The organism is Donghicola tyrosinivorans (assembly GCF_003003355.1).
GTDB lineage: Bacteria > Pseudomonadota > Alphaproteobacteria > Rhodobacterales > Rhodobacteraceae > Donghicola > Donghicola tyrosinivorans.
In genome coordinates this window covers 1-23,544 of record NZ_PVTQ01000016.1, presented here as the reverse complement: position 1 = coordinate 23,544, position 23,544 = coordinate 1, and the positions used below count along the sequence as shown (strand labels likewise).

Annotated in this window: 21 protein-coding genes; 3 read left to right on the top strand and 18 right to left on the bottom strand. The window is 59.5% G+C overall.

The window, feature by feature from the left end:
* Positions 1–3: 3 nt before the first annotated feature.
* From CLV74_RS18025 to CLV74_RS18015, 3 genes are all read right to left on the bottom strand, one after another.
* Entirely contained in the window at positions 4–1,008 is a 1,005-nt protein-coding gene (locus CLV74_RS18025; RefSeq protein ID WP_245888599.1) for a glycine betaine ABC transporter substrate-binding protein, read from the bottom strand.
* Between the two features lie 260 nt (positions 1,009–1,268).
* On the bottom strand, positions 1,269–2,372 hold the full coding sequence (locus CLV74_RS18020) for a pyridoxal phosphate-dependent aminotransferase (RefSeq protein WP_106267569.1): 1,104 nt from the start codon (positions 2,370–2,372) through the stop codon (positions 1,269–1,271).
* Between the two features lie 55 nt (positions 2,373–2,427).
* Complete coding sequence (locus CLV74_RS18015) at positions 2,428–5,580, bottom strand: valine--tRNA ligase (RefSeq protein WP_106267567.1); 3,153 nt, start codon at positions 5,578–5,580, stop codon at positions 2,428–2,430.
* 364 nt (positions 5,581–5,944) lie between these two features.
* Between CLV74_RS18015 and CLV74_RS18010 the strand changes: the two genes are divergently transcribed.
* The gene (locus CLV74_RS18010) at positions 5,945–6,682 is read left to right on the top strand and encodes a LytTR family DNA-binding domain-containing protein (RefSeq protein WP_106267565.1); all 738 of its coding nucleotides are present in this window, start codon (positions 5,945–5,947) and stop codon (positions 6,680–6,682) included.
* Here the strand turns inward: CLV74_RS18010 and pdeM are convergent.
* From pdeM to CLV74_RS17935, 15 genes are all read right to left on the bottom strand, one after another.
* The gene (pdeM, locus tag CLV74_RS18005; RefSeq protein ID WP_211299074.1) at positions 6,679–7,347 is read right to left on the bottom strand and encodes a ligase-associated DNA damage response endonuclease PdeM; all 669 of its coding nucleotides are present in this window, start codon (positions 7,345–7,347) and stop codon (positions 6,679–6,681) included. The genes CLV74_RS18010 and pdeM overlap by 4 nt on opposite strands.
* Before the next feature lie 42 nt (positions 7,348–7,389).
* Complete coding sequence (locus CLV74_RS18000; RefSeq protein ID WP_106267563.1) at positions 7,390–9,804, bottom strand: ligase-associated DNA damage response DEXH box helicase; 2,415 nt, start codon at positions 9,802–9,804, stop codon at positions 7,390–7,392.
* Positions 9,805–9,894: 90 nt separating this feature from the next.
* Positions 9,895–11,211, bottom strand: coding sequence for a P-loop NTPase family protein (locus CLV74_RS17995; RefSeq protein ID WP_106267561.1), 1,317 nt, complete (start codon positions 11,209–11,211; stop codon positions 9,895–9,897).
* Positions 11,212–11,237: 26 nt separating this feature from the next.
* On the bottom strand, positions 11,238–11,732 hold the full coding sequence (locus CLV74_RS17990; protein WP_106267559.1) for an A24 family peptidase: 495 nt from the start codon (positions 11,730–11,732) through the stop codon (positions 11,238–11,240).
* Positions 11,733–11,742: 10 nt separating this feature from the next.
* The gene (locus CLV74_RS17985; RefSeq protein WP_106267557.1) at positions 11,743–12,594 is read right to left on the bottom strand and encodes a tetratricopeptide repeat protein; all 852 of its coding nucleotides are present in this window, start codon (positions 12,592–12,594) and stop codon (positions 11,743–11,745) included.
* A 28-nt stretch (positions 12,595–12,622) separates the two neighbouring features.
* Positions 12,623–13,159 carry a tetratricopeptide repeat protein gene (locus tag CLV74_RS17980; protein ID WP_106267555.1) on the bottom strand — a complete coding sequence of 179 codons (537 nt, stop codon included), beginning with the start codon at positions 13,157–13,159 and terminating at the stop codon, positions 12,623–12,625.
* A gap of 71 nt (positions 13,160–13,230) precedes the next feature.
* The gene (locus CLV74_RS17975; protein ID WP_106267553.1) at positions 13,231–14,193 is read right to left on the bottom strand and encodes a type II secretion system F family protein; all 963 of its coding nucleotides are present in this window, start codon (positions 14,191–14,193) and stop codon (positions 13,231–13,233) included.
* A gap of 3 nt (positions 14,194–14,196) precedes the next feature.
* Positions 14,197–15,165, bottom strand: coding sequence for a type II secretion system F family protein (locus CLV74_RS17970; RefSeq protein WP_106267551.1), 969 nt, complete (start codon positions 15,163–15,165; stop codon positions 14,197–14,199).
* A gap of 7 nt (positions 15,166–15,172) precedes the next feature.
* The gene (locus tag CLV74_RS17965) at positions 15,173–16,597 is read right to left on the bottom strand and encodes a TadA family conjugal transfer-associated ATPase (protein ID WP_106267549.1); all 1,425 of its coding nucleotides are present in this window, start codon (positions 16,595–16,597) and stop codon (positions 15,173–15,175) included.
* Between the two features lie 24 nt (positions 16,598–16,621).
* Positions 16,622–17,860 (bottom strand): CpaE/TadZ family protein, encoded by a 1,239-nt coding sequence (locus tag CLV74_RS17960; protein ID WP_106267663.1) that lies wholly within the window; start codon positions 17,858–17,860, stop codon positions 16,622–16,624.
* Between the two features lie 152 nt (positions 17,861–18,012).
* Entirely contained in the window at positions 18,013–18,678 is a 666-nt protein-coding gene (locus CLV74_RS17955; protein ID WP_106267547.1) for an OmpA family protein, read from the bottom strand.
* A gap of 4 nt (positions 18,679–18,682) precedes the next feature.
* Positions 18,683–20,053: a type II and III secretion system protein family protein gene (locus CLV74_RS17950; protein WP_425430987.1), complete on the bottom strand. Its 1,371-nt coding sequence runs from the start codon at positions 20,051–20,053 to the stop codon at positions 18,683–18,685.
* A 226-nt stretch (positions 20,054–20,279) separates the two neighbouring features.
* Positions 20,280–21,137 (bottom strand): Flp pilus assembly protein CpaB, encoded by an 858-nt coding sequence (gene cpaB / locus CLV74_RS17945; RefSeq protein WP_106267543.1) that lies wholly within the window; start codon positions 21,135–21,137, stop codon positions 20,280–20,282.
* A 112-nt stretch (positions 21,138–21,249) separates the two neighbouring features.
* Positions 21,250–21,447 (bottom strand): hypothetical protein, encoded by a 198-nt coding sequence (locus tag CLV74_RS17940; RefSeq protein ID WP_146134977.1) that lies wholly within the window; start codon positions 21,445–21,447, stop codon positions 21,250–21,252.
* Positions 21,448–21,580: 133 nt separating this feature from the next.
* Positions 21,581–21,775 carry a hypothetical protein gene (locus CLV74_RS17935; protein WP_106267539.1) on the bottom strand — a complete coding sequence of 65 codons (195 nt, stop codon included), beginning with the start codon at positions 21,773–21,775 and terminating at the stop codon, positions 21,581–21,583.
* 344 nt (positions 21,776–22,119) lie between these two features.
* Between CLV74_RS17935 and CLV74_RS17930 the strand changes: the two genes are divergently transcribed.
* On the top strand, positions 22,120–22,938 hold the full coding sequence (locus CLV74_RS17930; protein WP_106267537.1) for a lytic transglycosylase domain-containing protein: 819 nt from the start codon (positions 22,120–22,122) through the stop codon (positions 22,936–22,938).
* Between the two features lie 162 nt (positions 22,939–23,100).
* Positions 23,101–23,451, top strand: coding sequence for a hypothetical protein (locus CLV74_RS17925; protein WP_106267535.1), 351 nt, complete (start codon positions 23,101–23,103; stop codon positions 23,449–23,451).
* Positions 23,452–23,544 lie beyond the last annotated feature (93 nt).

Here is a 23,544-nt window from a genome sequence, read left to right as displayed (position 1 = left end):
CGTTTAGAGCTCGGATTTGATACCTTCGGCAGCCTCAGGCGACACCCATGCCTCCCAGATCTGGGGGTAGGCTTCGAGGAAGTGGTAGGCCGCGTCCTCGCCGGTTGCCTGGTTCTCGTTCATGTAGACCAGCATTTCGTTCATCACTTCACCGGGGAAGACGCGGGATTTCAGGTATTCAACCGCGATGCCGCCTTCTTTCACCAAGCGATCGGTAACGACGGTGTGGACCTCGGATTCGGTGTAGGACGAGGGCTTGGGGTCAAGGCATTCCTGTTCCGGCTTGACCATGCAGCCGTCCCAGTTTTCGCTGCCCGCCCATTCGGTTTCCCAATCCAGCATCTTCAGCTTGTATTTGCCGATGATCGCGGTGGGTGCCCAGTAATAGCCGAACCACGGCTCATCCCGCTCGGCGGCTTTGGCGATCGCGCCGTCCAGACCGGCAGCCGAGCCCGGATCGACCAGCGTCCAGCCCTTGTTCTCCATGTCGAAGGCACGGAAGAGGTTGGCGTTCGACAGCTGGCAACCCCAACCTGCGGGGCAGCCCATGAAGGCCCCTTTGGATGCATCTTCGGCGTAGGGGAAGAGTTCGGGATGCTCTAGCACCTTCTCGACGGTGTTCAGTTCGGGGTGATCTGCGGCGAATTTCTCGGTGACCCACCAGCCTTCACCCAGACCGGTGATCGGGCCTTCGACCAGCGAATGCAGGCGGCCTTCTTCCATGGCGGGGACCAGCAGATCGCGGACCGCGTTGATCCACAATTCGCCCGCCACATCGGGCTCGCCCTTTTCGTTCATCGACGCAAAGGTGGTGGTGGTGGCACCGGGGATCAGTTCGACGTCACAGCCATAGCCTTCCTCAAGGATGATCTTGTCCACGTTCGCCATCAACTCGGCCGAGGCCCAGTTCATTTCGGCCATGGTCAGCTCGCCACATTCCGATGCGCTGGCGGCGCTGCCCGCGATGATGGCAAGAGTTGCGGCCGATGCGAGATGTGTAAGTTTCAAAGTCTGTCCTCCCTTTGAGGGTGAGTTGTGCCGGATTTTCTTCCAGCTTCAGTTCTGGTTGTAGGCCGGACTTGTTCAAAAGCGACCTAAATTCGTCCGAATGTCGCAAATGGAACATGCGTGGGGCAGAATGTAAATGTTCCATCGGGCTATATCGGATTGTGAAAAACGGACGTGACGGCACAATGACAAACGCCGCACCCGATGGGCGCGGCGTGGGTTTCGCCCTTCGGGCGAGAGTATTTTCATCATGAAGAAGCCTATTGGGCGGCTTTCAAGGCGGCGGGCAAAGCGGCGGCGAAAAGGTCCAGCGCGGCGGTTTGCGCGCAACTGACGCGGATGCAACGATTGAGCGGCGCAGGGCCGGGCATGCGCACAAAAATGCCTTGGGCGGCAAGGTTGTCCAGCACCGCTTTGGCGTAGGCGCCGTCTTTTCCGCAATCGATGGTGACGAAGTTGGTCGCCGAAGGCAGGGCGGTAAGGCCGTTGTCATTGGCGATGCGGGTCAAGTGATCGCGCGCTTGTTGCACTTGGGTCTGGATGTGGGCCAGCCACTCGGTGTCTTGCAGAGCCGCAAGCGCGGCGTGTTGGGCGCTGCGGTTCATGCCGAAGTGGTTGCGGATCTTGTCGAAGTTCTTGATCAGCGGCGCGGCTCCAAGGGCGTAGCCGACGCGCGCACCGGCCAGACCGTAGGCTTTGGACATGGACCGCATGCGGATAACGCGCGGGTCTTCGGTTGCAATGGGGGTGCGGGCGTCTTGGGGGGCCAGTTCGATATAGGCCTCATCAAGGATCATCAGGCAGCCTGTCGGCAAGCGGTCCAAGGCTGCGGCGATGGTGTCGCCCGGAATGTAGCTGCCCATCGGGTTGTCGGGGTTCGACAGGTAGAGCAGCTTGGCGTCCACCTCGGCGGCGCGGGCGATGAGGGCGTCCAGATCTTCATGGTCGTCCTTGAAAGGGACCTTGTGCAGCACACCGCCAAAGCCTGCCACATGGTAGTTAAACGTCGGATAGGCCCCGTCAGAGGTGACCACCGCGTCCCCTTGTTCCACCATCATGCGGGCCAGATAGCCAAGTAATCCGTCCACCCCTTCGCCGATAACGATATTGTCGTAGCCCACATCGTTCTGGGCGGCGATTTCGGACTTCAGGTCATGGCTGGCGCTGTCGGGATATTTCCAGATTTCGGTGTCTGCCTGCCGCATGGCCTCTAGCGCTTTGGGCGAGGGGCCAAAGGTGTTTTCATTCGCGCCAAGGCGGGCCGAGAAGGGCTGGCCGGTGGTGCGTTCGATCACTTCGGGGCCGACGAAAGGAACGGTGGGGGGCAGGCTGTCGAGCAGCTTGGTATAGCGCGGATGTGTCATGCGCCGAATGGTTACGTGCGGGCCCTGCGCCTTGCAAGGCCCGCCGTGGGGTGCGTTAGCCGATCTCTGCGAGGCGGGCGAGCGCCTCTTTCAATTTGGCTTCTTCGTCTTCGCGCTCGGCCAGGTTGGCGCGGGCTTCCTCGACCACTTCTTCGGGGGCGCTTTCAACGAATTTGGGGTTGTTGACGCGGCCCGAGAGGCCTTTGATTTCCTTCGCCAGCTTGGCGATGGTTTTCTCGAGGCGGGCCTTTTCTTCGGCCACGTCGATGATGTCCGCCAGCGGCAGGCCGAAGCTGCCACCCGAAACGCCAAGGGTCGCGCAGCCTTTGGGGAAGGCGTCCACTTCGGTCAGGCAGTCCACGCGGGCCAGCTTTTTGATCAGCGCCTCATTGCGGGCATAGGCGGCTTTGGCGTCCTCGGTAAAGCCGGTGACCACCAGCGGCACATGCAGGCCAGCGGGCACGTGCATCTGCGCACGGGCCGAGCGGATGCCTTCGATCAGGGCGATGACCCAGTTCATTTCCGCATCTGCGCCAGCGTCGATCAGCTCTTCGCCGTATTCGGGCCAATCGCCGTGGACCAGCATCTTGTCGCGCTTGGCCAGACCGTCCCATAGCTCTTCGGTGATGAAGGGCATGAAGGGGTGCAGCATCAGCAGCGACTGGTCGATGACCCAGCCCATAGTGGCGCGGGTTTCGGCCAGAACGGCCTCATCATCGCTGTTGAGCAGAGGCTTGGCGAATTCCACGTACCAGTCGCAGACCTTTCCCCAGACGAAGGCATATAGACCCAGAGCCGCATCGTTGAAGCGGTACGCGGTCAGAGCCGCATCCGTCGCCACGCGGGCGCGGGCAACCTCACCGATGATCCAGCGGTTCACGGTTTCCTTGGCTTCGGGGGCGGCGGCTTGGGGGGTGTAGCCTTCAAACACGCCGTTCATCTCTGCAAAGCGCGAGGCGTTCCAGATCTTGGTGCCAAAGTTGCGGTAGCCCGCGATGCGGTCCTTGGACAGCTTCAGCACGCCACCGATCGAGGCCATCGCTGCGTTGGTAAAGCGCAGGGCGTCGGCGCCGTATTCGTCCACGATCTCCAGCGGGTCGATGACGTTGCCGGTGGTCTTGGACATCTTCTTGCCCTTCTCGTCGCGGACGAGGTCGTGCAGGTAGACGGTATGGAACGGGATCTGATCCACCACGGCCAGCTGCATCATCATCATGCGCGCAACCCAGAAGAACAGGATGTCAAAGCCGGTGATCAGCACATCGGTCGGGAAGTATTTCGAAGTGCTCTCGTCCCAGTTCGGCCAGCCCAGCGTGCCGATGGGCCACAGGCCGGAGCTGAACCAAGTGTCCAAAACGTCCGCATCGCGCCAGATCGGGTAGACCAGTTGGGTCGGGTCTTGGGTCACGTTGTACTGGGCCAGACCTTCGGCAAATGCTTCGATCGCGGCGTGACGGTTTTCCACCTCAATCACGCGGGCGTGGTTCAGGGGAGTGGGCAGACCGGCCAGAACGTCAACGAACTGCTTGCCCGCATCCTCGGCATCGCTGCCTGCGTGGTAGACCTCGCCGCGGTGGACAAGATTCTCACGGGTCAGCAGACGCAGGATTTCAACCTCATCCAGATCGCCGTTGCCTTCGTCATCCTTAAAGCCGGTGGCGGCCATATCCAGACCATACCACACGGGGATCTGGTGACCCCACCACAGCTGGCGGCTGATGCACCAAGGCTCGATGTTTTCCAGCCAGTGGTAATAGGTCTTCTCGCCGGACTCGGGGATGATCTTGGTGCGGCCTTCGCGCACTGCGTCCAGCGCGGGACCGACGACCTTTTCGGCATCCACGAACCACTGGTCGGTCAGCATGGGCTCGATCACCACCTTAGAGCGGTCGCCGAAGGGCTGCATGATCTTCTTGGCCTCAATCAGGGGAACCAGCGCGTCCGCGCCTTCTTCACCCTCTTTGACCGCGGCTTTGCCCAGACGGGTGTCATCGGCGCGGGTCATCACGGCCAGACCTTCGTCGACGATGTTCTGCACCACCAGCTTGCGGGCCTCATAGCGATCCAGACCGCGATATTCATCGGGCACGAGGTTGATCGCGTCGATTTCCTGCACGGTGAAGGGCTTGCCGCCTGCGTATTCCGCAGCCTTCTTGGCCTCTTCGATATATGAGGCACCGTCAGCACGCATGTTCGCGGTGGTGTCCATCAGGCGGTACTGGGGGATGTTCCCGCGCTTGGCGACTTCGTGGTCGTTGAAGTCATGCGCACCAGTGATCTTCACCGCGCCTGAGCCGAAGGCCATGTCGGGGTATTCGTCGGTGATGATCGGGATCAGGCGGCGCTGTTTCTTGGGACCAACGGGGATTTCGCACAGCTTGCCAACGATGGGAGCGTAGCGTTCGTCATCGGGGTGAACCGCAACCGCGCCGTCACCCAGCATGGTTTCGGGGCGAGTGGTCGCGATGGAGATATAGTCACGCTCTTCGCTGAAGGTGACGTTCCCGTCTTCGTCCTTCTCGACGTAGGTGTAGGTCTCGCCGCCAGCCAGCGGGTATTTGAAGTGCCACATGTGGCCGTCGACTTCGATATTCTCGACCTCAAGGTCCGAAATCGCGGTTTCAAAGTGGGGGTCCCAGTTCACCAGACGCTTGCCGCGATAGATGAAGCCCTTGTTGTACATCTCAACAAAGACCTTGATCACGGCGTCGTGGAAGTTGGGGCTGTTCTCATGGCCGGTCTTGGGGTCGCCGGGTGCGCCCGCCATCGTAAAGGCGTTGCGGTCCCAGTCGCAGCTAGAGCCAAGACGCTTCAGCTGGTTCACGATAGTGCCGCCGTATTCGCCCTTCCATTCCCAGACTTTGTCCAGAAACTTTTCTCGGCCCAGATCGCGGCGGCCGGGCTGACCGGTGGCGGCCAGCATCTTTTCGACCTGTAGCTGGGTCGCGATGCCTGCGTGGTCCTGACCGGGCTGCCACAGGGTGTCAAAGCCGCGCATCCGGTGCCAGCGCACCAGAATGTCTTGCAAAGTGTTGTTGAACGCGTGGCCCACGTGCAGGGCGCCCGTCACGTTCGGCGGGGGGATCATGATGGTGAAGGTCTCATCACGTTTCTTGTTCGCGCCAGCCGCAAAGGCCTGCTGCTCTTCCCATTTCTTCGAAATCCGCGGCTCGGCTTCGGCCGCGTTGAAGGTTTTTTCCATGGCCATGGAGAGATCCCCTTGTTTTCCTGCGCGCCGTTCTAACGCCGCCTCCGCCTGAGGAAAAGGGCATAGGGGATTCTGCGGCCATTATACGGTTGAAACAGTTGTTTCGGACCAGTGGGCGCTGGTGATGCATGAGATGTAAGTAGAGTTTTAGGAAGGCATTCGGGTAGTTTCGCCAATTTACGGAGGGGTATTTGCGAAAAAGTAACCGACTTTTGCGATAAAAGGTGTGTTGCAAGGATTTGTTAACCATTTAAATATTTGAAAAACCGCATTTCGATTTTGCGGTGTAGAGGACCGGAACGCCGAGCTAGTTACAGTGCAGGGCCAGAATTCAGACAACCAAATCCACTCTCTGAGGCAAGAGATGAAGGCATGGCTTACCCATCCGGTGTTGCCGATTGCTTTGGTTCTGGCACCTGTGATCTTCACGGTCATCGGGCCGTTTTACTCATATTCCTACTATAATGCAGCGGAGCGGCTGGTTCTGTGGTCGCTTGTGATCTGGTCGATGACGCTGGTTGGAATCGCGAACCGGATTGCTGTGGACCGCATCTTCGAGGGGTGGAATTACTGGCTGCGGTCGATCATTTCGGCGGCGATACTGGGGCTGATCGCAACGCCGGTTCTGCGTTTTGTCATGCTTTGGTTGCTTGGCGTTTCAGTAAGTCACTATCCCAGCAATCTGGAGGTCTTCGCGACCTGCGCCCTCAGCAGTTTTAGCGTTGCTGCGTTGCGCCGCCTTTTGCGGCAGGCACCGCCGCTGCCTGAAACCGATCCTACCCCCGAAGCGCCAATGCTGAAGCGGTTGCAGGTGGACCGGTTGGAACAGGTGATCCGCATCACCTCGCGCGATCATTATGTGGACGTATACACCGACGAAGGGGTTGAGAGTTTCTTGATGCGCCTCACCGATGCCGCCCGTGAAATGGGCGAGGGGTACGGTATGTTCACGCACCGCTCGCATTGGGTGATGAAATCGGCTGTGCTGGGATCGCGCCGCGAGGGCAGCAAGATTTTTCTGGTCATGAATGACGGCAGCGAAGTGCCGGTCAGCCGGACTTATCGTCAAGATGTCGAGGACGCGGGCCTTCTGACCGATTAACCCAGTTTGGCCAGCGGCAGGGCGCGGACTTGTGGTCCGGTTAAAAGCGCCAAAGCCTTGGGGCGGAAGAGCCCCGCGATCACCGGATCGGTGCAGTCCATGCCACCTGTGTATGCGCCGAAGGCAGGCAGGATCAGCCGGTTCTCATCCACCACGAAACAGGGCCGCGCAATATGCCGCCCCCGCAATGTCAGTCGTGCCTTGGGGTGATAGTGGCCCGATACTTCATGTGTGGCAGATGGCACAGCAATATGTCTGAAGATCAGCGTGGCAATGGTCAATTCAGCCAGATGGCTGCCGCCCAAAGCCAGTGGACCGGGATCGTGGTTGCCTTCGATCCAGACCCAGCGCCGCCCCGCTTGAAGGCGCAGAAGCCATTCGCAAATCTCGCGCGGAAGGTCTTGTCCTGCGGCCAGATCGTCAAAGCTGTCACCCAGACAAATTACCGTCTTCGGGCCGCATCCTTCGATGACCGTATCCAGACGGCGCAACGTCTCGATCGTTTCATAAGGGGGCAGCAGGCTGCCCCCGCGCCGCGCGATCCGTTCGGATTTCCCTAGGTGCAGGTCCGAGACCACAAGCACCCCTTCACAAGGCCAATACAGTGCGCCTTGGGGCAGGGCCCGCAGCGTGGCCCCCGAGAAGGTGAAATCATACCCGTCCATCAGTAAGCACAAAGCATGAACATTTTCTGATGGCAAGAGGGCTTAGACAGGCAGGCCATCCAATCCGGCATCTGCCATCAGGGCGGCTTCGGCTTCGGCCAGCAGACGGTCCTGCGCGGCACCTTCTACGGGCGTCCGGCCATGTTCAAGGAACAGCGGCGCGGACAGAGGCGTGAGCCGATCCAGCGTAACATGATCGATCCGGCCTTTGATGCTGGCGATCATCTCTTCGATACGGGCGAAATCGACCAGACCCCGTTCAGCCTCTTCGCGGGTGATACGCATCATCAGGTGGTCAGGATCATAGCGCAGCAACGTGTCGTAGAGGATGTCCGAGCTGAACGTCGCTTGCCGCCCCGATTTGCGCTGGCCCGCATAGTTCCGGTCGATCAAACCAGCGATCACGGCGCTGGCTTTGAAGGTTCGCTTCATCACCGCATTGCCAGCCAGCCAACTGTCCAGCCCCTCGCGCAGCGCTGTGATGTCAAACAGGGGCTCGGGATCGCACAAGGGGTCCAGTCCCCAGATCAGCGTGGCATAATCCGTGGCGACAAAGCCCATCGGGTGCAGGCCCAACTCTTCCATCCGCTTGGTCAACAACAGGCCAAGGGTCTGCTGCGCGTTCCGTCCCGCGAACCCGTAGACGCAGGTGTAGTGGCGGCTGTCGCGGGGAAAGCTCTCGATCAGCAAACGGCCCGCTTTGGGCAGCTGGCTGACCTCACGTTGCAAGTGTAGCCATTCGGCCGTGTGGGGGGGCAGTTCTGGCCAGCTGTCTTGTTCCAGCATCCGCAGAATGCGTTGGCTCAGTTGCGTGCTGGTGGCGAATTTGGTGCCGTTGAACGTGGCGATCTTTGGCTCTTTGCCGGGGTTGCGCGTGACCTGAACAGTCATCTCGCGCAGGCCCTCATAGCGGACCACCTGCCCGCCGATCAGGAAGGTGTCACCGGGGGTAAGGGTGGCAGCGAAGCCCTCTTCGATCTCGCCCAAGGGTGCGCCGCCGCGCCCTTTGTAGCGGACCTTCAGGGTCTCGGGGTCCATGATGGTGCCGATGTTCATCCGGATTTGCCGCGTGGCCCGTGGATCGCGCAATTGCCATAGCCCGTCGGGTCGCTGCATCAGGCGCTGCCATTTGTCATAAGCCCGTAGCGCATAGCCACCGGTTGCCACAAAATCGAGGCAATCGTCGAACTCGGCCCGCGTCAGATCGGCGTATTTGCCGACGGTGCGTATTTCAGCCAGCAGGTCGGTCTCCTTGAACGGTCCGGCGCAGGCACGGATCAGGATGTGCTGGCAAAGCACATCCTTAGGGCCACGGGTGCGGGTCTCGCCGTCCAGATCATGTTCGCGAACGGCGGCAAGGGCAGCGTGGCACTCGACAATCTCGAACCGGTTGGCGGGTACCAGCAGCGCCTTGGAGGGCGCATTGTAGCGGTGGTTCGCCCGCCCAATCCGCTGGACCAGACGTTTGACGTTCTTCGGGGCGCCGACCTGAATGACCAGATCCACATCGCCCCAGTCGATCCCCAGATCAAGACTGCCGGTGCAGACGATCGCTCTTAGATGACCGTCCACCATGGCCTGTTCCACACGTTCGCGCTGTTCGCGAGACAGGCTACCGTGGTGGATGCCAATGGGCAGCGCGTCGTCATTGGCCAGCCACAGGTGGTGGAAAAAGATCTCGGCCTGAGCGCGGGTGTTGTGAAAGATCAGCGTGGTGTTGTGCTTCTTCACCTCTTCCAGAACGGCGGGAATAGCATAGCGCCCACCGCCGCCCGACCAAGGGGGAGGCGTGTCTGTCTCTAGCATCCGGATGTCGGGGTTCGGTCCCGGATCGGCCTGAACGATACGGCAAGGGTCCGGATGTCGCGTCAGCAAATGGGCGATGGCTTGCGGATCATCGACTGTTGCCGAAAGCCCCACGCGCCGCAGATCAGGGCAGAGACTTTGCAGTCGCGACAGGGCCAGCATCAACTGATCGCCGCGTTTCGATTCCTCAAGCGCATGGATTTCGTCAACGATCACCCGTTTCAGCCCCGCAAATGTCCGCGCGGCATCCTCATAGCTGGTCAGCAACGCGAGGCTCTCTGGTGTGGTCAGCAGGATATGAGGCGGGTCCGCCCGTTGCCGCCGCTTTCGTGCGCTGGACGTGTCGCCGGTGCGATCCTCAATCCGGATGGGCAGGCCCATCTCGGCCACGGGGCGCTCAAGGTTGCGGCGGATGTCCGAGGCCAGCGCCTTGAGCGGGGAAATATAGAGGGTGTGCAGCCCCTCATGGGTGCCATCTGCCAAATCGACCAGCGAGGGTAGAAAACCCGCCATCGTCTTGCCGCCGCCCGTTGGGGCGATCAGCAACAGGGCAGGGGCCATAGCTTGATCCAGCATCTCCAACTGATGGGGATGGGGCGACCAGCCGTGGCGGGCAAACCAGTTTTCAAAGACAGGGGGCAGGGCGTTCATACCCCATAGATATGGGGTATGCGGGGCGGGGGAAAACCCTTCTGCGAAGGGTTTTCCTAGAAGAATTTTCGCCGAAAATTCTTTTGCCGCTTAGTGGACGATCTTGGATTCCTTGACGAACATGTTGTCCCAAGCTCGGTCGATCAACTCTGGGGTCATCTGGTAGGGGATGCCTTCGAATTCGCAGATGGCGATGATCTGGTCGATCAGGAACACCGGCTGGTAGTTCGCATAGACGTTGTCGATTGTCGGGTACTTGGATTTTAGAAGGTGGATCAGGGACTTTTCGTCCAGCGGCATCTTTTTCTTCCGCGCTACGAGGGCGAAGATTTTCAGAAAATCTTCCTGGCTGGGACCGTCGATCTTGATCTTGAAGAAGATCCGGCGCAGGGCCGCTTTGTCGAAAATCTCGTTCGGGTGGAAGTTGGTCGAGAAGATGACCAGCGTGTCGAAGGGCACCTCGAATTTCTCGCCCGATTGAAGGGCAAGAATGTCTTTGCCCTCTTCTAGCGGAACGATCCAGCGGTTGATCAGCGCCTGCGGGGGCTCGGCCTGACGACCAAGGTCATCTACGATGAAAATCCCGCCTGACGATTTCAGCTGTAGGGGCGCCTGATAGGTGCGGGCTGTCGGGTTGTAGACCAGATCGAGCATGTCCAGTGACAGCTCACCGCCGGTGATTACGGTCGGCCGTTCACAGCGCACATAGCGGGTGTCAAACCGCCCTGTGGTGCGGCGCAGGGACGTGGGGTCTTCGACCTCGGCCTCGGCGGCGGTGTGAACAATGGGGTCGTAGACGGTGATGACCTGACCGGAATATTCGATGGCGCGGGGCACGTAGATCTTGTCCCCCAGCGCATCCCTGATCCCGTTGGAGATCGAGGATTTGCCGTTCCCCGGCGGTCCGTACATCAGGATTGATCGCCCCGAAGTCACCGCAGGTCCCAAGTGGCTCAGCAGATCGGGTGGCAGCACCAGATGCCCCATAGCGTCGGTCAATTGCTTGCGGCTGATCTGGATGTCGCGCACGGATTGGCGTTTGACCTGCTGTGCGTAGACATCCATCGGGACCGGCATTGCGCCGTAATATTCAGACTGCGAGAGGGCATCCATGGCGCGGGCGCGACCGAGGTCGGTCAGCTGATAGCCCATCTCGCCGCCCGCAGTGGCGCTGAGGGTACCGGTGGCTTCCAGCATCCGCTGACCACGGGCCAGATCGACCAGCTCTTGGGTCACGGGGATCGGCAGGCAGATTGCCTTGGACAGGTCACTGACCATCGCAAGGTTCATCCGGAACATGGTCTTCAGCAGGATGTCCCGCATCATCACCATGCTCAGTTGCATGTCTTCCAGACGGCGCGGGGCAGGAGGCGCCTGAACGCCACTGGTCGGAGTTTGGTCGGTCATTGCGTCAAAGCCTCAAGTGGGGCGGATCAGACTAGGCCAAGGGCGCGCAGGCCCAGATACAGCAGAACTGTCAGCGCCAGCGGCACACCCATCGGGAATTCGCGGGGGCGCTCCCAACTTTCCCAACTGGCTGTTGCGGTGCGCAGGGGCGTGGCGCGGGCGATGCGGTGCAGAATGAAGGTCACAATGATGGTGGGGGCAAGGATTGCGCCCACAAGGATCGCATCATTCAGTGCAATAAAGGGTGCGGCGGCGGCAAGAAATTTCGCGTCACCTGCACCCATGACGCGGGCTGCAGTAAAGGCCATCCCTGCGATCAGCATCACCGCAAAGTGGGTGAAGCGCCATGCGTAGTCTTCCAGCGGCAGGACGAAGGGTCCAACCACCACGTAGATTGCCAGAATCCCCAACACCACTTTGTTGGGGATTTTCATGGTGGCCAGATCGCTCCAGATCACAAAGAGGCACGTGGGTAAAAGAGGTACAAAAAACAGTAAAGCCTGATTGGGATCTAGAGACATAGGAACCTTCTTAACTTTTGCCTTCCAAAGCACGAAGGCTGCGGGCTGCGGCCTCGAAATGCTGGGGATGGGTTTGAATGGCCTCTTGCAAGAGGGCCTGACCGGTCTGGGTATCGCCCTGCTTGATGGCGGCCAGCGCCATGGTGTGCAGCAGCTCGGCCCGTTCGGTCTGGGTCATAGGCACGACCGGCAGGGTGTAGTTGCGCTGCGCCCCGCGGGCCAGCACCAGATTGTTCTTGGCGGTGAACATGCTGCTGTCCTGACGGATCGAATCCGAGAACAGGCGTTCGGCCGCTTTGAAATCGCCACGGGTCAGTTTGGAGTAACCCCAGTTGTTCAGCACGCCAGCAGGGGTCGTGGTCAGGCCCACAGCAGTTTCATAGAAACTGTCGGCCTTTTCCCACTGCTTGCCTGCATCGGCCACCATCGCCTCAAGGCGATAGCGCTGGAAGGTCTCATAGGTGGGGGGAACAGCGTTCAGGGTGGCGCGGGCCTCGTCCCAGCGGCTGGCGCGGATCAGGGCATCGGCCAGAGAAATCCGGTCGTCATCGTTTGCCTCGGGCATCTGCGCGACAGAGCGCCATGCGATCACCGCCTCTTCCGAGCGTTTCGCCCGCACCAGCGATGTGGCCAGTCCGCGCTTCAGATCGATCCGGTCGGGGTTCGCCATGCTGGAGCGTTGGAAATAGGCGACCGCCTCATTGGGGTCGGCCACTGTCAGCATCACTTCGTTCAGGTTGGTTTCATCAACAACGTTGACGTCCTGAAGGGCGCGATCGACTTTGCTTTTGCTGGAATCCCCGCACGCACTCAGGATCATTGCGGTGCTGATACACACCGTCACAAGTACACTGTGGCGCATTTTCTGCGTCCTTTTCACTGCTTCTGCCTCATGGCGTTGTCCGAAGCAGATAGTTTCCGCCGCCCCGGCCCACCAATTTGTAAGTGTTCTGTTCTTCAGTGTACTGTGAATTGTCGAATTTTGCGAGAGCCAAGCGCAGGTTGTCGCGGATTTCGTCGCTGTCCCCGTTTGACAGGGCAAAGGCCTTGCGCAGGATCTGCACGGCCTCGGGGGTGCGGTCGGTTTCCAGCAGGACGACGCCCAGATTGTTCCAGGCTTCGAAATAATCCTCATCCAGTTCGATGGCTTCGCGCAGTTGCTTTTCTGCCTGACCCAAGCGGCCCAATTGCAGGTTTGCCGTGCCCAATGCCCCAAGAACATCGGCGGTCATGCCCTGTTCGGCGGCGGCGCGGGTGAAGGCGTTCAGCGCCAGTTCATATTCACCGGCGGCCAGCAGGCGGTGGCCCACCAGCAGACCGTCCACGGATTCGCCACGATAGTCGACAGCGGGGGCATAGGGGTTCTCGGGCAGTTTGCTGCTGCCCAAGGTCCCACAGGATGCCAGAAATGCTGTTGCGACGATCATGAGTCCGAAGTCTTTCATTGGTCGGTGATAAGTCATCGCAGCTCCCAGAAATCAGGTGTCTGCGATCCGGTTTATTGCATGCCTTTGAACATCTCAACGATGCCGAAAAGGGACGGGCCAATCAGGATCAGAACCAGTGGCGGAACGGTCAGTCCCATTGTGGCCAGTGTCATCTTGGTGGGCAGGGTGTTTGCCTTTTCCTCGGCGCGCATAACGCGCTTGTCGCGCATCTCTTCGGCATAGACGCGCAGGGCGTCGGTGATCGGCGTACCGAAGGCGATCGACTGGACCAGCACGGTCACAAAGCTGGCCACGTCGGCCACACCGCAGCGTTCGGACATGTCGCGCAGAACGGTGCCCTTGTCCTTACCGGCCTTGATCTCATAGGCGACTAGTTCGAATTCTTCGGCCAGCGCGGGGTAACCTACGGCGATCTCTTTGCTGACGCGGATGATCGATTGGTCCATGGACTGACCGGCCTCGACGCAGACCAGCATCATGTCCAGCGCATCAGGAAAGCCCTCGACGATGGATTTCTGCCGCTCTTGCAGGCGCTTGTTGACCCAGTAGCGCGGGGCCATGTAGCCGATCACCGCAGGCAGCAAGGCGCTGATGATCAGCTTTTGCATGTCGGTCTCGCCGGTGGTGGTCAGGAACGCATAGGCCAGACCGGCCACCAATGTGCCAAGCGACAGCACCAGTTGGGCAAAGAAATAAACCCGCACCGCGCCCTTGGTCCGATAGCCCGCCTGCATCAGCTTTTTGCGGATGCTGGACAGCTCTTCCTCATTCTGGGGTTCAAGGAAGGTGGCGTATTTTTCCAGCTTCTGTTCGTGGCCGCCCCCTTGGCGCAGGCGGCGTTCGGACATCTGGCCGCTGACAGCGGCGGGGCCATTATTGCGCAGCTTGTCCAGCGGATCGGCTGGCTGGCGGACGAACATCACAACCGCGCCGGCGATCAGCATGACGCCCAGAACACCGATTACGATCAGCGGGCCAAAGGGGCCCAAGGTATCAGTCAAAGTCGTCAACATGGATCACACCTTGATATTCACGAGAGCGCGCATGACGATGATGTTCGCGACTAGAAAGCCCGCGACCAGAAGACAGGCGGGAACCCAGTAAACGCTTTCCTTCACTTCGTCGTAGTAGCCGGGGTTGATGATGTTCATCATCGCCAGACCGGCAATGGGAAAGCCCGACAGGAACATGCCCGACCATTTAGCTTCGGCGGTGATCGCCTTCACGCGGCGGAACAGTTTGAAGCGGGCACGGATCACTTTGGCCAGACCGGCCAGAATCTCGGCAAGGTTACCGCCTGACTGCTGCTGGATGGTGACGGCGACGGCCAGAAAGCGAAGGTCCTGATTGTCCAGACGGTTCGCCATTTCCTTCAGGGCTTCGCCGACTTCACGGCCATAGGCGGCCTCATCAGCGATGACGCCAATCTCGGTTGCCAATGGGTCCGCGACTTCTTTGGCAACGATGTTGATCGCCGAGCTGAACGGGTGCCCCACACGCAGCGAGCGCACCATCAGCTCCACCGCATCAGGCAGCTGCTCTTCGATCAGGGCCATACGCTTGGCGGCCTTTTTCGACAGCCAGAAATAGATGCCACCGACGCCGATCGCGACCGAGACGCCACCGCGCACCAAGGGCTCGGCCTCGGTGCCGAAGGTCAGGGCGACAAAGACCAGAATGGTCACGCCCACCATCATCATCAGCAATTGCTTGGGGCTGAACGCCAGTGCGGCCTTCTGGGCCTTGGAGGACAGCATCGAATAGAGGGGGATCTTCTGCGCGGCCAGATGCTGCTGCATCTCTTTGCGCAGCTGCTCCAGCACCTCTTCGCGGTTGCCCTTCTTGTCCAGCATTTCCAGGCGGCGGTTCACGCGGCTGTTCAGGCTGATCGATTTGCCAAAGACCGTCAGGTACAGGCCCTCTACCAGCGCCAGAACGGCGATGAAGATGACCACATAGATAATCAGTTCGGGATCGATGGTCATGTGGGTCTCAGTATTTCACGGGTTCGTAGATCGAGGCGGGCAGATCGTACCCCCACAGGCGGAAGCGTTCGTTATAGAAGCTGCGCACGCCGGTGCCGGTGTAGTGGCCCAAAATCTTGTTGTCGGGGCTGATGCCCGTGCGCTGGAAGCGGAAGATCTCTTGCATCGAGATCACGTCACCTTCCATGCCGGTGATCTCGGTGATCGATACCATCCGGCGCGAGCCGTCCTGCAGGCGCGAGGCCTGCACGATCAGGTTCACCGCCGAGGCGATCTGGCTGCGGACCGCCTTCAGGGGCATTTCGATCCCGGCCATCGCGACCATATTTTCCAGACGGCTGATGCCATCGCGGGCGTTGTTCGCGTGGATCGTGGTCATAGAGCCGTCGTGGCCGGTGTTCATGGCCTGCAACATGTCGATGACCTCCTCGCCGCGGGTTTCCCCCACGATGATGCGGTCAGGACGCATACGCAGGGCGTTGCGCAGACAGTCACGCTGGGTCACAGCGCCTTTGCCTTCGACGTTCGGCGGGCGGCTTTCCATGCGGCCCACGTGGGTCTGTTGCAGCTGAAGTTCCGCCGTATCCTCGATGGTCAGGATGCGTTCGCTGTTGTCGATGAAGGACGACAGGGCGTTCAGTGTGGTGGTCTTACCCGAACCCGTACCGCCCGAGACGATCACGTTCAGGCGCGTGGCCACGGCGGCCTGTAGGTAGGCAGCCATCTCCTCGGTGAAGGCGCCGAACTTGACCAGATCGTCAATGCTCAGCTTCTCCTTTTTGAATTTCCGGATCGACACCAGCGAGCCATCGACCGCCACAGGCGGCACCATCGCGTTGAAACGCGAGCCGTCAGCAAGACGGGCGTCGACGTAGGGGGTGGATTCGTCCACACGGCGACCTACGGCGGAGACGATCTTGTCGATGATCCGCAGCAGGTGCTTTTCATCCTTGAAGGTGATCTCGCTCAGTTCCAGCTTACCGCCGCGTTCCACAAAGATACGCTTGGGGCCGTTCACCAGAATATCGCTGACGCTGTCGTCTTTCAGCAGGGTTTCCAGCGGGCCAAGGCCGGTAACCTCATCATAAAGTTCGGAAAACAGCGCGGTACGTTCTTCGCGGTTCAGAACGACGCCGCGCTCGGACAGCACCTCAGAGCTGATGTCGGCAATCTCGGACCGCAGGTCCTTTTCCGCCGCATGTTCCAGCGCCGAAAGGTTCAGGTTGTCCAGCAGCTCGCGGTGCAGTTGAAGCTTGATCTCTGCCAGACGCTCTTTGCGCTTTTTCTCTTTGTCCGAAGCAGCCGCCTGTGCGGCCTTGATCGGCAGGGGCTTGCGAAGGCTTGCGGCAGGTGTCGGTGCAACGGGCGCAGCCGTCGCCGTCGGAGCAGCGGCCTTAGGCGCAGCAGAGGATTTCTTGTACTTGGAAAACATCAGGCAGGGGCTCCGGACGATAGGTTACGCAGCGGCGTCTTCGGCTTCGCTGATGCTGTGCAGCGATGCGGCCAGTTTGGCGATTTCCTTACGCAGCGGGTTCTTGCCGCAATTCTCGGCAAGGGGCAGTCCGTGGTCGGTGGCCTGCGTGACTTGCTTGCCGCCATCAGGCAAATGCACATCCAGCGAGATTTCCAACGTTTCCGCCATCCGCTTGATGCGGCTGCGACCCGACAGATCGGTGAACTTCGGCGTGCGGTTCAGAATGTAGCGCAGCTTCTCCAAAGGCAGGTCTTCGCCTTCAAGGGCCTGTTTCAGACGCTTGATGTTGTGGGCGCAGCGCATGTCCAGTTCCAGCGTCGCGAAATACACGTGGGCACGGGTCAGCACCGCATCAGTCCACGCCGAAATGGTGTTGGGCACGTCAATCAGCACGTAGTCAAAGTTCGCAGCAGCCACGTCGATGATCTTGCCGATGTCTTCCGAGGACACATAGTCCAGCGGCAGCAATTCCGGCGGTGCGGTCAGCACGTGGATCTTGTCGTTGAACGTGATCATGGCCGAGCACAGAGTCTCATCGTCCATCATATCCACGTTGGACAGCAGTTCATGTACCGCGTCACGGCGGGGCAGGTCCAGATAGGTCGAGACGTTGCCGAACTGCAGGCCCAGATCCAGAATGCAGATCCGCAGGGGCTTTTTGGTTTTCTGAAGCGCCAGTTCCCACGCCAGATTGACCGTCAGCATCGACGCGCCAGTACCGCCCGCCATGCCTTGCACTGCAAAGATGGCTCCGTCCTGATTGTGGCTGCTTGGCGCCACGCGCGAGATTTTTTCGGGCTCTTCCACGGGCGTAGGCGCTGCACGCAGACGCTCCACCGCACCGGCAAGTTCGCCTTCGGGCAGGGGGTAAGGCAGGAATTCGTCGGCACCGGCCCTGATCAGGCGGTGCAGGGTGTTCGTGGGCAGGTCTTCGGTGATCAGAACCACCTTGATGCCACGGGCTTTGGCAAGTGCGATCAGGTCTTCGATCAGATGGCTGTCGTCCTCATCGCTCTCGTCCAGAGCGATGGCGATGAATTCTAGCGTTTCGGCGTCGGGCTGCTGCAAAAAGGCTTGTGCCTCGTCAAAGCCCAAGTCCCCCCAGCTTTCGCCAAGAACCGTCTCCATGTCTTCGATCAGCAGGTCGAACTGCTGGACATCGCGCGAGATGGTACAAGCCAGGATGGCACTGTTTTCGTTTTCGCTTACCGCACCGGTCATCATGTACCTCGTTACATTCAAACGAGGGGAATCTCTTCCCCGTATCTGCGGCGCTCCTAAACAGGGAGGCCGCGTCAACGGACAAGGTGACATGTAATCTGGGCGATAATTGGGCTACATGCGCCCAATTGTACGGAAATTGTAAACTTAAGTTACTTTTCCGTCGCGAAGTCGGAGCCCTTGATGCTCGAAAGGCCGGTCTTTGCTGTACCGCTGGCTACATACTCGCGATAGACAATCGCGGCATATTTCCCATCTATTACAGTGGGATGCGACTCGATGAAGCCCGAAACCTCGGTCACGGTACGGCGGTTGCGGCGTTCGCGGCCATCCGTCACGATCAGCGGCTGGCTTTCGCCATAGGAAACGACAGCTTCAAGGCGAGAGCGGCTGATTCCGCGACTCATTAGGTAAGCCACAACTGCATTTGCGCGGCGCTGGCCAAGCTGGCGGTTGTAGTCGTTGCTGCCTACAGCGTCTGTATGGCCATAGACCTTAAAGCGGACTTCGGGGAACTGACGGATCCACGATGCCTGTACATCCAGCGTCTCACGCGCCTCAGGGCCCAGTTGGGCGCTGTTGAAGGTAAAGTTGACGGTGGTGTCCACTTCGGCTGCAAAGCGGCTGGCCAGATCGATGCGGTACTGCTTCTCGCCAGACTGGATCGCAGCGTTATGGGCAATGCTTGATCCGAAGTCAGGATCGTCCAGAGTGCCTGCTTCCATGTAGAAGCCGCGATAGACCGGATCGCCGGGGACGCAGGCGGCGCTAAGGGTCAGCGCCGAAAGAGCAGCGGTGGTTTTCCAGAAACGACGCATCCGCTTACTCCATTACATAGCCGTAGGACCCGTTAAAGTCCTGTTTCGCCACTTCGGCAGCCGCGCCGGTCTGTTTGCCCACCACGTTGCCGAACAGGAACAGGTCCTTTTCGGTCGGCGGACGGATGCGGTCTGTCGGCAATGCCAGCGCCTCGCCTCGGGTCGGGGTGACCAGATGGGGCGTGACGATGATCACCAGTTCGGTCTGCTCGCGGCTGTATTCCACGCTGCGGAACAGGGCGCCAAGCACGGGGATATCCCCCAGCCACGGCACTTGACCATTCAGGTCGCGGAAGTCGTCCAGCAAGAGGCCTGCGATGGCAAAGCTTTCGCCGTCGCGCATTTCAACGGTGGTGCTGGCCTCGCGGCGGGTGAATGCGTCAATCTCGAAGCCGTTGACCGAATAGCCGTTCTGCGGGTCAACTGCCGAAACCGCTGCTTCAAGTTCAAGGTTGATGATGTCCTCATCCACCACGCGGGGGATGAAGTTCAGCTCAACGCCAAAGGGTTTGAACTGGACGGTGATTTCACCGCCGTCTTGCGCGACGGGTACGGGATATTCACCACCCGCTAGGAATTTCGCTTCCTGACCTGAAAGGGCGGTCAGGTTCGGCTCGGCCAGCGTGCGGACCATGCCTTTGCTTTCCAACGCTTCCAGCAGGATGCCCACTTCGACAGAGCCCGCGCCAAAGCCGAACAGCATGGCTGCGTTGTTGTCGTTCACACCAGGCGTATAGCCGTTATTTCCGGTAACAATTGAACCCGAGTTGTTGTAGCTGCCGCTACCGCCGAAGACGCGAACGTTGTCGCCACCGGAAAGACTAACCGACGAGCCTAGAGATTTGGCAACAGAGCGCTGCATTTCAGCGAAGCGGACCTTCAACATTACCTGCTGAACGCCGCCGACTGTCATCAGATTCGAAACGCGCTCAGGGGCGTAACGTTCGGCCAGATCAAGCGCTCGCTGGAGGCGCGCTGCGCTGGTGACCGTGCCGGACAGAACGATGCCGTCGTTGGCGGTGCGGACTTCGATCTTCTCGCCGGGCAGGATTTGGCCCAGACGCTCTTTGAATTCCGAGATATCGGCTGCAACACGGACATCCACGTTGCTGATCAGGCTGCCTGTGCTGTCGAACAGCGTCAGCGAGGTCAGGCCCGGTGTCTTACCCAGCACGTAGATTGTGCGATCAGACAGGGACGAGATATCCGCGATATTGGGGTTCGCGATGCTCAACTCCGCGAAGGGGGTTTGGCTTTCCACGACAACTGCGCGGTTCATCGGAACTTCCAGCGTACTGCTGGGGCCGTCCTTGATCACGCGAAGTGCCTCTGCAAACGCAGGGGGAGATAAAATTGGGGTCGCTGCCATACCCATTGCCAATGCAACGAGTAACGAGCGTGTAAACTTAGAACTGCACATGTGACCTGCCTCTCCGATCACGCCGGATTGTTTACGCGTTGTTGCGCTTTTTCGGACAAGTATGCGTCAAAGGGAATTTTATTTCAATAATCAGGTTGTTCTGAAGCGAAGCGCATGTGGATATAATACAACAAAGGCCAGAAAGGCCTTTGTTTTAGGGCATTTTGAAGCGCCTGATTTGTTAGTTTGTACAGGGAATTTCTGTAACTATCACTTCGGCCCCGCGACGCTGACGGATTGTGCAGACCTCTTTGATGGGCGCTGCTTCGACCTGAACCTCTTCCTTGATGCCCAAAAGCTGGCGCTGGTTGACCTCGATCGACATGGCGACGGTCTCATCGCGGGCGCCGACCAGTGACAGCGACATGCGGCCGGTGGATTGGGCCTGTGCCAGTGTTGCGATCTGCTGCGGCGTGGCCGAGACAGTCACGGTGCGCGCCATGATGGCATCAGCGCTGTCGTGGTCGGTGGTCTGGTCAACAGCGATGATCTGGACGCCGGTTTCGATCAGCTTGGTGAAATCGCCGCCGCCCATACCGCCGATCCCGTTCACGCCGCCGGTCCAGTAAACGTCGACCTTGTCACCAGGGCGTAGGAAGCCCGAAACGCCGCGCGTCGCATCTACAGCAATGGCAAAGGCGCGCATGCCGGGGTCCAGCAGAGCATTCAGGCCAACGTCTTCACCGGGGGCGGTGACTTTGACGGCCATGACAGCCTCGCCTTTTTCCATGCGGCGGACAGCCACGCGCAATTCTTCTTCGCCCTTGGGGAAAAGGGCCTCTTCCGATGTGAACGCGCCTTCGGGGATCGCGGCGGTCGGCCAGAGGACCTGCGTGACCATCTCTTTGGTCAGCTTGTCGCCGTATCCCACGCGGTCGGTCAGGATATAGACCGGTTCAGTGGGAACGATCTGGGCTAGGGCTGCGTCACGTCGCGCCAACTCGCTGCGATAGGCTTGGATGCGATCCTTCGCCAAAAAGACGGCCAGGCCTGCCAGGCCGACGCCGATAACAAGAACCAGACCAAAGACGAGACGCATCTTTTCGTTCCTTTTCCTATGCAGCCCGATAGGGGCGCGATACTGTTCAATCCATGCGCAGGTGCGACATGGCATGTAGCCGGGACAAGAAAACTTGCCCGGCCACTATGAGTTATTCTGGGGCTTCAAGGCCTGCGATGAACTCACCCGTTCCGTTCATGACGGGCAGGGCGCTATTGGTCACCATCGAGCCTGTCGCATACGCAAAGCCTGCAAGGGCGGCGCAAATGACGACCCATTCGACCGAGGTAAATCCGTCTTCGCGGCGGGCAAACCGTTTCAGACGACTAATAAAATTTCGAAATGGCAAAGACATGTCCCTACATACGAAGGTCACGCGGCGAGAAGGCAGGATCGCCCTCTTCTTGTCAGGCCGAAAGCGGTTTGGCAGGCGCCGCCGTGGGGTGACGCCTGCCAAACAATCAAGCGATAATCGCTTTGGATTATTCTGCGCCCGGTGCTTTCAGGGTGCTGATGTAGGTGCCGGTGTCGGACGCCAGGGTCTCAGCGCGGTCGATGATCGCGGTGCCGATCAGGGCGCCCAGGCCAACAGTTGCAGCTGCCAGCACAACCCAGTCTACGGTTACTGCGCCCGACTCGTCGTTGATGAATGCGGTGAAGATGTTGTTCAGTTTCATAATAAGTCCCTCCAGAGGATCACTGTTGATTTCACTAACCGTTTCGGACGTGCTGACCGGCCTCTCATTTGGTCAGTGTTCCGTTTCGGATGTACATATATAGCCCTCCGATTCAGGCGAGATTTGGGCAAAGTCACAGCAATTTTGGTATGTTACATCCGAATGAATGCAAAAATATGTAAGCCATTGTTTCAAATAGGATCTTTCGTGAGAATTTTTGATTGGACCTGTTTGAACGGAGTATATGTTAGCAAAACTTGTCATTATCGCCACAAAGTTGCGGGTCCGGGCGGAGAGAATCCCCCGTCTAAAGCCGGGACTGAGTCCCCGATCGGAGTGAACTGATGTCCCAACGTGTCACGGGCGGTGTAATTGCCGGAATCGTCCTATCGGCTCTGATGGCGGCACCGGTAGATTCGGCGCCAAAACCTTTTCCGGAATTTACGTTCAAGATGATCAAGCCGCCTGCGCCGGGCACCCCGCCCAAGATCGATGTGCAGATCGCCCCTGAAGACGCTCAGACCACGGATGCGCCGATTGTGCAGGATCCGGACGCGCCCGCACCCTCGAACGCGCGGTATAGCTGGTTCTGGGATCGCGTGTCCCCCGCGGTCAAGGCCGCCAGTCCCGCCCGTATCGAAGAGGCATTGCTGGCGATTCAGGGCACCGACGGCGGCCCTTCTGTTCCGACGCCGCGCTTGCAGCTGATGATGGACGTCGCAAACCGCTTTGGGACCACGATTATGGCATCCACCATCGGCAAAGAGGTCTCGCCCGCGTTGGTGCTGGCGGTGATCTGGGTGGAATCGGCAGGGCAGCCCTCGGCAGTCAGTCGCAGCGGTGCACAAGGTCTGATGCAGTTGATTCCTGCGACAGCCGACCGGTTCAATGTCAAAGACAGCTTTGATCCCGCCCAGAATATCGCCGGTGGCGTCGCCTATCTGGACTGGCTGCTGCGTCGTTTCGAAGGGGATCCGATGCTGGCGCTTGCGGGCTATAACGCGGGCGAGAATGCGGTCCTCAGTCGCGGCATGGTGCCCGATTTTCCTGAGACCCGCGATTACGTGCCGAAGGTTCTGGCGGCCTATAGTGTGGCCAGCGGGCTGTGTATGACCGCGCCATTGTTCGTCACTGATGGGTGCGTGCTGCGGAAAATGCCATAGGCGTTCACCGAAATTCGTCACACAAAGATATGTGCATTAGCGCACCAATATCTCGCCATTATCACGCTTCCGTGCTTTGAAGTTCGAGCCTCGGAGGTCCATCTGTAGTTCATCACCAGCGCAATGATGCGCCGGGCAAAGGAAAGACAAAGGACCTTAGAGATGAAAAAACTGATTGCTACCACCGCCTTGATCGCTGCCGTTGCTGCTCCTCTGGCCGCTCAGACCCAGCTGGAAAGCCTTGTTGGCGCAAACGCTGGCGAATACAGCACCTCGCAACTGGCCGAGCTGTATTTCGCACAGAACAATGACGAGGATGCCCCCTATTTCGGCGGGACTTCTGCGGCAACTGTCTCCAGCAAATCGTCGATCAATCCCGTCGCCGAAGCCGAGTTTGCTCAGATTGCCGCACAGGACGGTGAAGATTACGGCCTGAACACCGTGACCGTTTACGGCAACGCCGCCGTCAATGACCGCGCCGCAGCGATCTTTGCTGATATCGCCGCTGAATAATGCCGCGATACCCCTTCTGAGGCTGCTGTCGCTCCCGTGGCAGCCTCATGAAAAAAGCCCGCCGGTTCTGGCGGGCTTTTCTTTTGTCTGGCC

Coding starts and splice junctions, on each gene's coding strand:
- CLV74_RS18020 (WP_106267569.1), bottom strand. CDS start 2,372: ATGACACATCCGCGCTATACCAAGCTGCTCGACAGCCTGCCCCCCACC.
- pdeM (WP_211299074.1), bottom strand. CDS start 7,347: ATGGACGGGTATGATTTCACCTTCTCGGGGGCCACGCTGCGGGCCCTG.
- CLV74_RS17970 (WP_106267551.1), bottom strand. CDS start 15,165: ATGACCATCGATCCCGAACTGATTATCTATGTGGTCATCTTCATCGCC.
- CLV74_RS17950 (WP_425430987.1), bottom strand. CDS start 20,053: ATGGGTATGGCAGCGACCCCAATTTTATCTCCCCCTGCGTTTGCAGAG.
- cpaB (WP_106267543.1), bottom strand. CDS start 21,137: ATGCGTCTCGTCTTTGGTCTGGTTCTTGTTATCGGCGTCGGCCTGGCA.
- CLV74_RS18000 (WP_106267563.1), bottom strand. CDS start 9,804: ATGAACGCCCTGCCCCCTGTCTTTGAAAACTGGTTTGCCCGCCACGGC.
- CLV74_RS17975 (WP_106267553.1), bottom strand. CDS start 14,193: ATGTTGACGACTTTGACTGATACCTTGGGCCCCTTTGGCCCGCTGATC.
- CLV74_RS17995 (WP_106267561.1), bottom strand. CDS start 11,211: ATGACCGACCAAACTCCGACCAGTGGCGTTCAGGCGCCTCCTGCCCCG.
- CLV74_RS18015 (WP_106267567.1), bottom strand. CDS start 5,580: ATGGCCATGGAAAAAACCTTCAACGCGGCCGAAGCCGAGCCGCGGATT.
- CLV74_RS17960 (WP_106267663.1), bottom strand. CDS start 17,860: ATGACCGGTGCGGTAAGCGAAAACGAAAACAGTGCCATCCTGGCTTGT.
- CLV74_RS17935 (WP_106267539.1), bottom strand. CDS start 21,775: ATGAAACTGAACAACATCTTCACCGCATTCATCAACGACGAGTCGGGC.
- CLV74_RS17930 (WP_106267537.1), top strand. CDS start 22,120: ATGTCCCAACGTGTCACGGGCGGTGTAATTGCCGGAATCGTCCTATCG.
- CLV74_RS17955 (WP_106267547.1), bottom strand. CDS start 18,678: ATGCGTCGTTTCTGGAAAACCACCGCTGCTCTTTCGGCGCTGACCCTT.
- CLV74_RS17985 (WP_106267557.1), bottom strand. CDS start 12,594: ATGCGCCACAGTGTACTTGTGACGGTGTGTATCAGCACCGCAATGATC.
- CLV74_RS17980 (WP_106267555.1), bottom strand. CDS start 13,159: ATGATCGTCGCAACAGCATTTCTGGCATCCTGTGGGACCTTGGGCAGC.
- CLV74_RS17925 (WP_106267535.1), top strand. CDS start 23,101: ATGAAAAAACTGATTGCTACCACCGCCTTGATCGCTGCCGTTGCTGCT.
- CLV74_RS17990 (WP_106267559.1), bottom strand. CDS start 11,732: ATGTCTCTAGATCCCAATCAGGCTTTACTGTTTTTTGTACCTCTTTTA.
- CLV74_RS17965 (WP_106267549.1), bottom strand. CDS start 16,597: ATGTTTTCCAAGTACAAGAAATCCTCTGCTGCGCCTAAGGCCGCTGCT.
- CLV74_RS18010 (WP_106267565.1), top strand. CDS start 5,945: ATGAAGGCATGGCTTACCCATCCGGTGTTGCCGATTGCTTTGGTTCTG.